Raw genomic sequence first — 13,715 nt, forward strand, 5'->3', positions numbered from 1 at the left:
TCCGCTCCGGCGGTGCGGTTGATGTGGCTGTGCGCACGCCGCTGTTCGCGGCGGGATCGGCGGGCTACGGCGAGCGCCACTTCTCGTCGGTCAGGATGGTGCCCGCCTGCGGTCCCATGAGCAGCAGTCCGCCGTCGACCACATACGATGCGCCGGTGACATACCCGGCTGCGGGTGTCGCCAGGAAGGCCACCACGGCGGCTACTTCCTTCGCGTGGCCGGGACGGCTCAGCGGGATGCCCGGGCGGGATTCGGTGCGCGGGTCGACATCTCCCTGGCCGGTCATCGGCGTGGAGATCTCGCCGGGGGCAACCGAATTCACCGTGATGGCATGTTCGGCCAGTTCCAGGGCGAGCACCTTGGTCAGTGCGCCGAGGCCCGCCTTGGCGGCGCAGTACGGCGCCGCACCGACCCGGGGCGCGTGCTCGTGCACGCTGGTGATGTTGATGATCCGGCCGCCTCGGCCCGCCTCGATCATGCGACGGGCGGCATGCTGCGAACAGAGGAACGCACCGTCGAGATCGACCGAGAGCACGTGGCGCCAGGTATCGAAGTCCATGTCCATGGCCCGTTGCGCGGTGCCGGTGCCCGCGCAGTTCACCAGCACATCGATGCCGCCCAACTCCTCGGCCAGTTCGTCGACCACCGCGGCCGCGGTCGGCAGATCGCCCAAGTCGAGATGCCGGACCGCCGCGGTGGCGCCCAGCTCGCGCACCTGCGCCGCGGTGCGTTCGGCACCCTGCGCGTCGGAGTGATACGTGATGCCGACATCGACGCCGCCGCCGGCCAGCGCGACAGCGATCGCCGCGCCGATGCCGGAGTCGGAGCCGGTCACCACCGCACGGAGCGGTGCGCCTGCGCGATCTTCTGGTAGCGGAGCGGGAGTAGCCATAATCCTCTTCCTTCCGTGGTCGGTGCCCGGTGGGCCGCTGCGGTGCGAGATCGAGAGCGTCGCCGGCGACACGCGCCGCATGCTCTCGATTCCGGTTCCCCCACTACCGCATACCCGGTCGATTCCGGGGCACACTACCGCCAACATCGTTCGCCGAGGCCCTGCGAGAATACTTGCGCCCCAATGGAATCAGCGTGACCGCACGGCTACCCGGGCCGACCGGTCCATCGTGCGGTTACACGGCGGCCCGCCGGATCGCAATTCTCGACCGGTATGCGGCAATCATGAGCGTTGGGTCGGCGGTGGTCCGATCCTACGGTTGGGGTGTGACCGATACCTTCTGGACGAGGCGATAGTGCCGCCTGTCGAGCGCTTCACCGTGCGGCACCCGACCACAAACCCTCGGCTACTCGCTACTCGACTCCCCCGCCGGGCTGGCCGCGTGGCTCGGCGAAAAGTTCACCGCCTACGCCGACACTCGCCCCGAAACCGGTGGCGGCGTCAGCCTTTCGCAGCAGATCGACAACATCGCGCTGTACTGGCTGACCGGCACCGGCGCGGCGAGCGCCCGCTGGTACTGGGAAGCCCTGCGCTGGGTGCCGCGTACGGCAGCGGCGGAGAACGCGCAACCGGTGACCACCCCGACCGCCTGCTCGGTGTTCCCCGCCGATCCGTGGCCCACCGCCCGCCGCTGGGCCGAACGCCGCTACCTCGACCTGCACAGCTGGCACGAACTCGATCGCGGCGGCCACTTCCCCGGCATGGAACAGCCGGCCCTGCTGGTCTCCGAGATCAGGGACGCATTCCGCCGAGTACGGGACTGACCCGCGCGCATCACCCGACCGCACCGCGGACCGGCGGCGGGCCGACGACCTCGAGATCCAGCTCCGCTTGCGCTCGCGCGTAACCCGCCGCGGGGAACGACATGTCCCCGCTGTCGGTGTGCACGTAGGCCGAGGTCGGTTCGTTCATGTACTCGAAGAACTTCTCGAACACCCCGGTGGTCAGCAGACCGAGCATTTGGGTGTGGTGGCTGTCGAAGGCGAAGCTGTGCACGGTTCCCGCAGGTGCGTGCACGAAGTCGCCCTTGGTCAGCAGGAGCTCTTTTCCGTTTGCGTGCAACAGGATTCGCCCCTCGACGCAGAGGAAGTTCTCGGTGTGCGCGCGGTGGAAGTGCCGCGGGATGTAGGGGCTCTTGCCGCCGATGGTGTGCAGTGCGAAATAGGCGCCACCGGTGTTGGCGGCGCGAGCCAGATAGGTGTTGAGCTGGCCCATGCCAGCCCAGCGGTCACCCTCGCCCACGTCGAGGACGTACGGTGATTCGCCGGTGGGGAGCGCCGTACCGGTCAGCGGCGGCAGCTGATGTTTCTCCAGATCGTGGATCCGAACGCCGAATCGGCCGGCGAGTTCGGACTGCCGCCCCGGCGAGATCGACCTGTCCGCGGTGACGTCGAAGACGTGCGATGCGGTCTCGCGACCGGCGGCTTGCGCCCACCGATGCCCGTTGCCCACGGTGAGCCAACTGAGGAACCGGGTGCGGTGCGCGAGCATGCGGTAGGCGTACGGCGTCCCTGGCGGCACGGCGACCGACGCCCCGGGAACGAGGACGTGGGTTTCCTCCGGCAGCCATATTTGCAGCTGCCCGTCGGTGACGTACAGGAAGCGATGCTCCTGTTCGTGCGACATGAATGGTGTTTCGGTTCCCTTGCCGCCGTACACATATGCGGCACCGAACTGCCCGCCGGTGTCCTGCGGCCTGGCGATCACCGTGATCAGCTGACCGCCGAGTTCGTATCGAACACCTTCACCGGCGGCCAGGTAGTACGGGACACAGCGGCCGGGCAACGTGTCGATGCTCGGGTCGAGCGTTCGAACCTCATCGATATTCGGAATGTCGAAAGTCACTGGTGCGGACCAACCTACAGAATCCGGGGCCCGGGTCACCGCACAGACGGTTGTAAAGCCCCTCGTCAGATTCTGTCCGGTCCGGATGGTAGCAAGCGAAACGCGTTGCTGCCGAATGGGACTATGGGGGACGGCGGATGCCCTGCTCGGCTCAGCAGGTCGGGGGCGGAGAATCACCGGCGAGGCGGAACTCGAAGCGGATCGCGCCCGGGGGTGCTGCGGGTAGGACGATGGCAGCGCCGTTGCCGGGAGTCCAGGTTCGGGGTACCAGCACGTAGTGGTCGCCGATGCGGGTCAGTGGGACCAAGCCGTCATAGCGGAATCGGTAGGCGGAACCGGCCGTCGGGTCGGTGTGGCAGGGCGTCATTTGGACGTCCGATCGAGAAAGGTGCAGGTCCTTTTCGCTGTAGATGACGACCTGCGGGCTGGTCGGCAACTGGGCGGCCCACTCCCCGGCCCGGGTCTGGCCGACCGCTACGGAGTAGTCGGCGGCGATCCAGAACAGACTGATACCGACCACGGTGAACAGGATGGCCCATTCGGACACCGCCGCCGCCGTTGACCGCGGCGGCGCGTCCTCCGGCAGCTGAGCGCGTAACCTGTTGCGGCGCTGCACTACCAAGGCCCACAGCACCAGCACCCCGATGATGATCGAGACCGGTGCGACACAGAGCCCGTCGTTGAGCGGTGTCACCACGAATACCCGCGAGACCCCGTTGAGCAGAACAGCCAGCGCCAGCACCGCGATCACCGCGTTGACCCACCACGCGGGCCGGCGTTCGCGCACCGAGTTCGGCAGAGCGGCGTGACCCCACAGCACAGCCATGCTGAGCAGACCGATCACGATCAGCGGCACGAAAAGCGTGTCGACCGTGCGCATCAGATATTCGCGAGTGCTCGGATTCAGCGTGGTCGAGTCGACGCCGAAGTAGTGGAAGAACCAGTAGACGTGGGCCCAGCCGAAGTAGAAGAGAAGGGCCGTCAGCAGCGTTGTCGGCGCGACCACCTGTCCGACGGACTTCGCAACCTGCGTGAATCCGTCGAACACCGACCCCGCCGGTGTTGTCGGTCGCTCCTCAGCTGGTGGGTGTGACACGGGGCTTGCTGGTCGGGCGCGCAGTAGTCGGCGTGGTCCCGGTGGTCGGGTCGGGATCGTCGGTCACCGACGTCTTCGGCAGGTATCCCTCGGTGCCACAGGGAAGTTGCTGCGGGGCGCTCGGACCGGTGATCAGCGTCAGGGTCGAGCCCCGAGTCAGGATGACCGACCCGTTCGGCGACTCTTCGTTCGGTGTCGGGTCCGCTTGCCCGCCACGGAAGGAGACGTACTGGCACACGCTGTACTGAGTGGCGGTGCTGTCCACGGCGGTAGCGATGCGCACGCAGTCGTCGCATTCTTTCGCGATCCTCGTCTCGGCCAAGTCACGGACGGTGACGAGCGGAAGTCCTTGGAGTTCGGTGAATGCCGGAATGCGAATGGGCGCGCCCGGGACTTTCCCCGCATCGGTCTTTTCCGGGCGTCCGGGGGCTCCGGGGACCGTCGCTCTCTCCGATGTCCGCTGAGTCGTCGTATTGCCCGGCTCCCGATCGGGTATCGAGGTACCGCAGGCCGACAATGCGACCGCCGCCGCGGCCAGAATTATGGTTCGCCGAATGTTCATGGCGCACTCCTTGCCTGCCGAAAGACACTCACTGCCGGCGAGATTTCTCGGCAGCTCCAAGCATCCTCCGTTGTGCAAGCGCGCACATGAGTAGTGCGCTACCTCAATAGCTGAGGTAGCGCACTACCGGTTCGCACCGTCGACGCGCCAGCGAGGGGGCAAGCGCGATGATCGGCCTACACCGACTCGGTGCGGGTTCTACGCCGCAAGACCATGGGAAGTCCGTCGCGCGGCCGCAAGGTCAGCGTGTGCTCGGGGACGATCCGCGCCCCTGCCGCGAGGTCGAAGGTGTAGCTCTGGGTGAGCATGGCGAGGATGAGTTTGGCTTGAATGCGCGCGAAACCCAGTCCGATGCATTGGCGGTGGCCCGCACCGAAGGGCAGATACGCATAGCGGGAACGGGGTTGTGGGCTCCCGGTACCGGTGGCGGGATAGACGAACTGCTTGTTCTCCGGCAGGAACCGGCGCGGGTCGAAACCTTCCGGGTTGGGCCAGGATTTCGGGTCGTGATGCAGCAGGTAGGACGCCACGTACACGGTCGCCCCGGCGGGGATGGCGTAGCCGCCAAGCACATCGTCGGCGGCGGCTTGCCGTTCGATCAGCCAGGACGGCGGATACAGGCGCATCGCCTCTTCGATGACGGCCGAGGTCCACGGCAACTGGTCGAGGTCGGCCGGGGTGGGGCGGCGGTCGCCGAGTACGGTGTCGACCTCGGCGATGAGCCGTTCGCGCGCCTCGGGATTGTTGGACAGCAGCATCAAGGTCCAGGCCAGCGAGTAGGCCGTGGTGTCGTGCCCGACCAGCAAGAAGGTCACCAGCTCGTCGCGGACCTGGCGCGGGCTCATCGCCGCCGCACCCTTCTCGTCGCGCGCGTCGAGCAGCAGGCCGAGCAGGTCGTGCCGGTCTTCCTGCGGGTTCGCCTGTCGTTCCCGGATGAGCCGGGCGACGACGTTGTCGAGCACCGCGACCGCCGCGTCCAGCTTGCGCCAGCGCGGGGCCTGCAACCGCAGCGCCATATCGGGCGTGACGCCCGGCAGCCGGGCGGGCAACCAGGTCAGCAACGAGGTCATGGCTTTGCCGACGCAGCGCAGGATTTCGACGAGCGCCTCGTGCACGTGTGCGGCGTCCTCGGACAGGTCGCTACCGAAGAGCGCGGGTGCGGTCACATCGAGCGTCAAGGCGTTCATGGCGACGGAGACGTCGAGGTGATCCCCATCGGGACGGGTTTCCCAGCGCTGCAACGAACGCTCCGCCGCGGTGATCATGTACTCGGCGAAACGATCCAGCTGACGACGGGCGAACAGCGGTTGCATGATCCGGCGCTGCCGGGTCCAGGAGTCACCCTCGTTGGTCAGCAGCCCATTGCCCAATGCCATTGCCGCCACTTTGGCATTGAGGGTTTTGACGTAGTTGCTCTGCCGTCCCACGAAGACGGTTTCGACGAGCTCGGGATCGTTGACGATAAAGAATTGCCCGCCCGAGATGTCTATTCGGACGACATCGCCGTACTGCTCGACGAGGCTCTGGAAGGCCAGGCAGGGATCGTTGCGGATTTGCGCCATTGCCCGGAACGCGTCCAAGCCGGTGGGCCCGGGCGCGCGCATCGGGTCGGCGACGGTGCCGACACGGGTTGAAACTTCGGTCACGGTTTTCGCTTCCCATATTCCCACACGAAATGGGTGACTTTGAGGGAGATCTGGATGCTATCTCGTTTTCTCCAAGATCAGGGGTTGCCGTCCGGATTTCAACCCCCCATCCGGGGCATGCCGGATCTCGAGTGGCTCTGCCAGACTGAGCCGATGCGCGACGATGCCGGTCGAAAACTGATGCTGGAACGGGTCGCGCACCCGCGGGAGTCGCACGAGATGTCGACGCGGTGCAGTGCAGATACGTTGCGCGCCAAGCTGGTTCCGGGTCGGCCAGTGCGGCGGGGCGCTGCGCGTCGGCTGTCTCGCGTGTCCGCCGGGGACGTGGCGAAGTCCCGGGCCGGGCCGATCCGATCGCCGAGGTCACCTGAGTCCACCCGCTTGTGAAGTGGTCAGGGGGGTCGCGCCGCCGGGGGGTGAGAGGATCGATATGGAAGCGGTAGAGCAATTCCTGAAAGAGCATTCGATCACGATGGTCGAGCTCGCCACGCCGGATATGACAGGCGCTATCCGCGGGAAGAGAATCCCGGTCGAAACGTTTTTGACCAGTGGGCTTTCGGGTGGGGTCGGTTTGTCCTCGGCGGTATTGGCCTGGGATTACCAGATGGAGGTCATCGAGACCGATGAATACAGCTGGTCCAATGGTTATCCCGATATCTTCCTGCGCCCCGATGTGGCGACGCTGCGACTCGTGCCGTGGAAGCAGCGGACCGCCCTGGTCTTCTGTGACGTGGTCGATGCGGCCGGCAAGCTCGCCACGGTAGCGCCGCGCGACGTACTCCGCCGCGCCGTCGCCGAGCTCGAGCAGGCCGGTCTCTCGCCCTACATCGCCATGGAGAGCGAGTTCTACGCCCTTGACGCGGAGACGCTGCGCTCGCGCGGCGATCGGAACCCGGTCTACAGTTTGCACGACAATCATTACCTGGAGCCGTTTCTCGACGATGTCTGCCAGACGCTGCTCAGCGCCGATGTCGAGGTCGAGGCGTGCGGGGCCGAGTACGCGCCGGGTCAGGTCGAGATCAACCTCACCCCGTCCGACCCGCTCACCGCGGCGGACGGACTGCTCTTCTTCCGCTATGCGGTGAAGCAACTGGCACCCCGGCACGGATTCCGGGCAACCTTCATGGCGAAGCCGTTCGGCGACCTCTCCGGCAGCGGCCTGCACATCCATCAGAGCATGTGGCGCAAGGAGAAAGACAATGCGTTCTGGGACGCGGGCACGCTGAGCAGCATCGGTCACAATTATGTGGCCGGGCTCCTCAAGTACGCCGCCGAGCTGCAGCTCGTGTCCGTCCCCACGCCCAATGGCTACAAACGCGTCGCCGACCACTCGTTCGCGCCGACGAACCTCTCCTGGGGTTTGGACAACAGGTGCGCCGCGGTGCGCGTCCTGGTCCGCGACGCCGGTGGCACCCGGGTGGAGACGCGCATCGCCGCCGCCGACGCCAACCCCTACCTGCTCGCCGCCGCCCAGCTCACCGCGGGCTTGGCCGGCGTCACCGAAGACCTGAAACCGCCACCGCCTGCCGCGAATTCCTATGTATCGCAGGAGTATCCGCCCCTGCCGACGAACATCTGGGCGGCCGCGAACCTGTTCGGCGAGAGCGAGTTCGCCCGGCGGGCACTCGGCGCGTCGACCGTGGAGAACCTGTGCCGCGTGGCGCGCAGCGAGGCGGCGGCGGGGCAGCGAGAAGTGACCGATTGGGAGCGCGCCCGGTATCTGGATTCGGTGTAGTCGGCGATGCTCCGTAATTCTCGAGGAAATAGGAGATAGACCCGTGTGTGGTGTGGTCGGATTCATTGACAGCGGATTACGCAAAGACCAGCGACTGGATCTGGTACGGCGGGGCATTCGGGCGATCGCCCATCGCGGCCCGGACGAAGTGGGCCTGTACGACAGTTCCTCCTTCACCCTCGGCACGGTCCGCCTCTCGGTCATCGACCCGAGGCTCGGCCAGCAGCCCATGGTGACGCCGGACAATCGCTACATCGCCGGCTTCAACGGCGAGGTGTTCAACTACATCGAGCTGCGCAGCGAACTGGAAAGCTATGGAGTGCAGTTCAAGACGAACTCCGATACCGAAGTGCTGCTGCATTCCCTGGCCTACTGGGGACAGGACGCATTGCTGCGCCTGAACGGCCAATTCGGGTTCGTCTTCTACGACAAATGGGAACGGCAGCTGATCCTCGGCCGCGACCGCTTCGGCGAGCGCCCCATGTTCTACACCGAGCAAAACGGCACCTTCTACTTCGCCTCCGAGGTCAAAGGACTGTTCGCGTTCCCCGAGGTGCCGCGCGAGCTCGCCGCGGACAAGGTGCGGCGCGCGATGCGGTACTGGAGCCCCGTTCCCGGCGAGACCTGTTTCACCGGCATCGACGCGATCCCGCCGGGGCACATACTGACCGTCCGCGACGGCCGCCCCGAGCTGACGAAGTACTACCACGGCATCGCGCAGCAGAATGCCGTCCCGGCCCCGAAGTCCTTCGAAGAGGCGAAGATCGGACTGCGGGAGGTGATCCGGGAGTCGATCCGGCTGCGCCTGCGCACGGACTACCCGCTGGGCACCTACATCAGCGGCGGCATCGACTCCGCGGTCGTCTCCTCCGTCATGAACGACCTGATCGATGAGCCGCTCACCACGTTCTCCATCGACGCCGCCGACAGTCCGGTGGACGAGTCGCCGTACCAGCAGGCGATGGTGGATCGGTTGGGCAGCAAGCACACTCGGATACCGGTGACGCGCGCACAGGTCCGTGAGCGGTTCCCGCATGTCGTGCGGCAGTGTGAGCAGCCGCTGCACTTCACCGCTCCGGTGGCCTACGGCGTGATGGCCGAGCAGGTGGGGCTGGCCGGGGTGCGCGTCATCCTCGGCGGCGAAGGTTCCGACGAGCTCTTCGCCGGATACGACGTGGCCAAAGAGGCGATGATTCTCGAACGTTGCCTGCGCGGTGGATCATTCGCGGGCGCGGCCGAGGAGCTGGAGCTGGCGCTGAACGACATGCGCTACAGCGATGCCACCAATGCCGCTGCGATCCTTCGGTTCTACGCGGATCGATCCGACCGCGACTTCACCCTCGGGGCTCATCTGCGGCGCTTCGAAACCGAACCCGTCGACCAGCTCATCGATGCGTCGGGCGACGTCTTCGACGACCACGCCGTGCTGCTCGGCCGGCTGCGCGCCGACTTCCCCGACTTCGATCAGCGACCGGCCATCGACCGATCGATGCTGGTGGACATGCACACCTTCCTGATCGGCTACGGCATGACCTGCCTTGGCGACCGCGCCGGAACCGGGTTCGGCGTCGAGGGCCGGTACCCCTTCATGGACTCCAACGTCGTCGAGTACGCGGCCTCGTTGCCGATCGAGTGGAAGCTGAACGGCGCACGGGCGAAACACATTCTGCGTGAGGCCTATGCCGACCGGCTGCCGCACGGGATCGTCAACCGGCCGAAGTTCGGGATGCGACTACCCGGCGCCGAGGCGCTACTGCCCGACGGCACCGACTGGGTCTCGGACATCCTGTCCCCCAACGCCATTCGCCGGGTCGGGTTCCTGGTGCCCGAGGCGGTGGACCGGCTCGTCGACCAGGTGCGCGCGTCGGAGGCTCCCCGGGTGCCGTACCCGTTCGGTGACGCTTACGTGCACTTGCTCAGCGTGCTGCTGATGGAGGAGTTCCTGATCCACGACTTCCAGGTGCCCGAGGTCGATATCGACCGAATCATGATGCGCAACATCGACGGCGACCACGACCCGGTGGGTACGGCCGCGCGCTGATCGAGGCGCGCTCGCCGACGTGGGCCAGGCGAGCTTCCCGAGATAGTCCAGAGAGGATCCATCATGTCTCATGTCGATTTGGTCGACGATGTGCGAGAAGTAGGGACGGCGGTCCTCGAAACCCTTGCCGCCCATATCGAAACGGCCAGGACCGGAGCGGGCGAGGTCGTCTCCTCGGCCGATATCGATACGGTCGCCAAGCGGCTGGAGCTGCGCCGGTGGATCGAGGAAGGGGGGATGACGCTGCCCGAGTTGCTGTCGTTCGTCAGCACCTACAGCGACATCTCGGCCAGCCATCATCACCCCGGGTACATGGCGCATCAGATCGCGCCGTCGGATACCCCAGGAGTGGTCGCCGATCTCCTCCAGGCGATGACCAACAACATTCCCCTCGTGTACGAACTCGCGCCCGCCGCCGCGGCGGTGGACCGGGCGGTGTGCCGGTGGATGCTGGACCACGTCGGCTGGGGCGCGACCGGCCTCGGGGCGATCACCAACGGCGGCACGCTGGGCAACCTGACCGCTCTGCTCGCCGCCCGTTCGCACGCCGACGCCACCGCGTGGCGGGACGGAAACCCGGGCGATCTCGTCATTTTCGCCCCGGCGACCAGTCACTACTCCGTGCGCAAGGCGGCCGCCGTCATGGGGCTGGGCGAACGCGGCGTCTATCCGCTGCGCACCGACGCGCTGGGCCGCATCGATCCGGCTGAGCTCGAGCCCGCGCTCGCCGAGGTGCGCGCCCAGGGTAAGCGTCCGGTGGCCGTGGTGGCCAACGGCTGCGCCACCGGGACGGGCCTGTACGACCCGATCGCCGAGGTGGCGCAGTTCTGCGAGGCCAACGGCCTGTGGTTCCACGTGGACGGCGCGCACGGCGCCGCCGCGCTGATCTCGCCGCGCCACCGCGGCCTGCTGGCCGGCATCGAGCGTGCGGACTCGACGGTGTGGGACGGGCACAAGATGCTGCGGACCTCGGCGCTGTGCACCGGGGTGCTGTTCCGCGAAAAGCGTTATCTCGACACCATGTTCAAGCAGGACGCGAGTTATCTCTATCGCCCCGAAGCCGAAGACGTGGACCCCGGGCAGTACACCTTCGAAACCTCCAAGGCGCCACTCGGTCTCAAGATCTTGCTGACGCTCGCCTATCGCGGTGAAGCCTCTCTGCGCTCTTATGTCGAGCGGCAATACGGCCTCGCCACCGATTTGTGGGAGCTCATTCAGGAGCGGGCCGATTTCACCGCGCCGTACCAGCCGCAGAGCAATATCCTCTGCTTCCGCTATGAGCCGTGGGGCGACCGGCAACTCGAATTGCGGTCCCGGCTCATCCAGGACGGCCGGTTCTATCTCTCGTCCTTCGCGCTGGGTGGCCGCCCCTATTTGCGCGCCGCGCTCATGTCACCGACGACCGATCGGCAGACGTTGAACGACCTGTTGGAGGTGATCGTCAAGGTCGCCGAGGCCTGATTCTCGCCTAGTCGCACCCGGTCGGGAACCGTTGCGCATTGGGCGAGTTCACATCGAGGTCGACTCCCGATGGGTGCGGCGCACAATGTAGCGGTAAATGGTGGGCAACATCGTCATCGCGTCCCATACTGGGGTCGATTGCAGGTTGCCGGTTCGCTGACGCATCGGCCGCACGGGTGACCGGCGAATCGAGGGGCACCCGCCGGCCCCGAGTTGTTCGAACCGGCCGACGAGAAGTGCGTGAGTTGGTAACCGACGTCATCGATGTGAGCGCCGACTTCGCGGTCGCCCGTAAAGCGCTGTGGGATCTGCTGCTCGAACCGCAGACCTACCCACGGTTGTTCGCGGGCATCGGCGCCTGCGAGCTGGTGGAGACCGGACCGGACAGCCGGATCGCGCAGGTGCGCATCGGCACCGCCGAGTCCGGTATCCGCACGCATCAGCTGCGGCTGACCGTGTGGCGCTGGTACGAGAGCTTCGAATTGCAGTGCCCGGGGACCGGCAGCTTCGTGTCGGTGCAGCTGCGCGGTGACGAGGAGCGCACCAAGGTCGCGGTCACCGTGTTCGCACCGGGGCGGTGGCATCCGCACATCGCCGAGCAGTCCAACGCGGCCGTGGTGGCGTGGGTGAAGAGCGGGCTGCGGCGGGCGGTCGATGTCATCCGTGGCGCACGGACCTCGACGGTGATCAATGCCGAGAATGCTCCGCTGCGCAGGCAGGTCAGCGTGGCCAAACAGATGGTCACCGTCGGCGTCGGGCGCACCACGAATCTCGCGATCGGCGTGAAACAGGCTCGGTCCCTGGCGAAGTGGGGCTTCAACTTGGCCGGTGGCTACGCGGCGGCCGCCGCCTACGAGCCGGACCGGATCGCCCTGATCGACGGATCCGGCACCCGCACCTTCGCCGAGATGCACGCCCGGACAAGCGCACTGGCCGGTGCGATGGCCCGGCTCGACCTCGGCTTCGGTGACACCGTTGGGCTGCTCTCGCGCAACCACGTCGGCATGGTCGAATGCATGGTCGCCGCAGGCAAACTCGGCGTCGACGTGGCGCTGTTGAATGTCGGGCTGTCCGGTCGGCAGATCGAGGACATCGTGCAACGGCACCGGATCGCCGCGCTGTTCGTCGACGGCGAGCTCGAGCAGCTGGTCTGCTACCTGCACACCGACCTGCCGCGCATCAACATCGACGGCCACCCGCCGGTGCCGCACCGGCAGACTATCGAGGATCTGATCGCGCAGGGCGAGCGGGATTTTCATCGCCCGACCCGGCCGGGCCGGTTGATCGTGCTGACCTCCGGCACCAGCGGCACCCCGAAAGGCGCGCGCCGCCCCGAACCCAAGGGCTTCGCCACCATCGCCGCGCTGCTGTCGCGGATTCCGCTGCCCATGGAACAGCCGATGCTCATCCCCGCTCCGCTGTTCCACACCTGGGGGCTGGCCGGCCTCCAGATCAGTACGCCACTGCGCGCGACGGTGGTGCTGCCGGAGCGATTCGACGCCGAGGAATGTCTGCGGCTCGTCGCCGAACACCGCGTCGCCAGCATGATCGTCGTGCCGACCATGGTGAACCGCATCCTCGATCTGCCGCCCGCCGTGCGGGCCCGCTACGACACGTCGAGCCTGCGCGCGGTCGTCAGCTGCGGCGCCCCGCTGGCCGGTGCGACGGTGCTGCGCTTCATGGACGTCTACGGTGACATCCTGTACAACGTCTACGGTTCCACCGAAGTCTCCTGGGCCACCATCGCCACCCCCGACGACCTGCGGGCCGCCCCGACCACCGCGGGCAAGCCGCCGCTGGGCACCAGAGTCGCGGTGCTCGGCCCCGATCGGCGCCCGGTGCCGATCGGCGTCACCGGAAACATCTACGTCGGCAACCACATGCTGTTCGACGGATACGTGAGTTCGGCGCCCCCCGCCGAGTCCGACGGCATGCTAGACACCGGCGACCTCGGCTATCTCGACGTCGCCGGGCGCCTGTTCATCGCGGGCCGCGACGACGAGATGATCATCTCCGGCGGCGAGAACGTCTTCCCCCGCCCCGTCGAGGAGGCCCTCGCCCACCTCCCCCAGGTCAGCGAGGTCGCCGTGGTCGGCGTCCCCGACGAGGAATTCGGCCAGCGCCTCGCCGCCTTCGTCGTGAAACGCGAAGACTCCGGCCTGGATTCGGACATGATCCGCTCCTACATCCGCCACCGCCTCAGCCGCTTCTCCGTCCCCCGCGACGTCACCTTCCTCACCTCCCTCCCCCGCGGCGAAACCGGCAAGATCATCAAACAACTCCTCACCGGCCCCCACTCCGGCGAGGCGCCGCTACCGTCCCCGCTCGGCGGGCCTCATGTAATCACCTGAGGTGCTTGGGAATTCGACAGTGCCAC

At 66.9% G+C, this 13,715-nt stretch carries 10 protein-coding genes; 5 read left to right on the forward strand and 5 right to left on the reverse strand.

Annotated elements, in window-relative coordinates; translation table 11 throughout:
- Positions 1-64: 64 nt before the first annotated feature.
- Complete coding sequence (locus DMB37_RS03255) at positions 65-892, reverse strand: SDR family oxidoreductase (protein ID WP_135231386.1); 828 nt, start codon at positions 890-892, stop codon at positions 65-67.
- A 632-nt stretch (positions 893-1,524) separates the two neighbouring features.
- On the opposite strand from DMB37_RS03255, the gene DMB37_RS40915 reads away from it, so the two are divergent.
- The gene (locus tag DMB37_RS40915; protein WP_206055169.1) at positions 1,525-1,716 is read left to right on the forward strand and encodes an alpha/beta fold hydrolase; all 192 of its coding nucleotides are present in this window, start codon (positions 1,525-1,527) and stop codon (positions 1,714-1,716) included.
- Positions 1,717-1,726: 10 nt separating this feature from the next.
- Here DMB37_RS40915 and DMB37_RS03265 read toward each other — a convergent pair whose 3' ends face one another.
- From DMB37_RS03265 to DMB37_RS03280, 4 genes are all read right to left on the reverse strand, one after another.
- Complete coding sequence (locus DMB37_RS03265) at positions 1,727-2,797, reverse strand: quercetin 2,3-dioxygenase (RefSeq protein WP_135231387.1); 1,071 nt, start codon at positions 2,795-2,797, stop codon at positions 1,727-1,729.
- 151 nt (positions 2,798-2,948) lie between these two features.
- A complete protein-coding gene (locus DMB37_RS03270) occupies positions 2,949-3,845 on the reverse strand; it encodes a hypothetical protein (protein WP_135231388.1) in 897 nt (298 codons plus the stop codon).
- Positions 3,846-3,873: 28 nt separating this feature from the next.
- Entirely contained in the window at positions 3,874-4,455 is a 582-nt protein-coding gene (locus tag DMB37_RS03275; protein WP_135231389.1) for a hypothetical protein, read from the reverse strand.
- Between the two features lie 176 nt (positions 4,456-4,631).
- Positions 4,632-6,101, reverse strand: coding sequence for a cytochrome P450 (locus tag DMB37_RS03280; RefSeq protein ID WP_135231390.1), 1,470 nt, complete (start codon positions 6,099-6,101; stop codon positions 4,632-4,634).
- 430 nt (positions 6,102-6,531) lie between these two features.
- Here DMB37_RS03280 and DMB37_RS03285 point away from each other — a divergent pair, with 430 nt between their 5' ends.
- The 4 genes from DMB37_RS03285 to DMB37_RS03300 all read left to right on the forward strand — a co-directional run bounded on the left by DMB37_RS03285 (position 6,532) and on the right by DMB37_RS03300 (position 13,689).
- Complete coding sequence (locus DMB37_RS03285; RefSeq protein WP_135231391.1) at positions 6,532-7,836, forward strand: glutamine synthetase family protein; 1,305 nt, start codon at positions 6,532-6,534, stop codon at positions 7,834-7,836.
- A 52-nt stretch (positions 7,837-7,888) separates the two neighbouring features.
- Complete coding sequence (gene asnB / locus DMB37_RS03290; RefSeq protein WP_167768718.1) at positions 7,889-9,877, forward strand: asparagine synthase (glutamine-hydrolyzing); 1,989 nt, start codon at positions 7,889-7,891, stop codon at positions 9,875-9,877.
- Between the two features lie 63 nt (positions 9,878-9,940).
- Entirely contained in the window at positions 9,941-11,338 is a 1,398-nt protein-coding gene (locus tag DMB37_RS03295; protein WP_135231393.1) for an aminotransferase class I/II-fold pyridoxal phosphate-dependent enzyme, read from the forward strand.
- 245 nt (positions 11,339-11,583) lie between these two features.
- The gene (locus DMB37_RS03300; RefSeq protein ID WP_135237314.1) at positions 11,584-13,689 is read left to right on the forward strand and encodes an AMP-binding protein; all 2,106 of its coding nucleotides are present in this window, start codon (positions 11,584-11,586) and stop codon (positions 13,687-13,689) included.
- The last annotated feature ends 26 nt before the right edge of the window (positions 13,690-13,715 follow it).

It is taken from the genome of Nocardia sp. CS682, assembly GCF_004634405.1.
In the GTDB taxonomy this organism is placed as follows: Bacteria; Actinomycetota; Actinomycetes; order Mycobacteriales; family Mycobacteriaceae; genus Nocardia; species Nocardia ninae.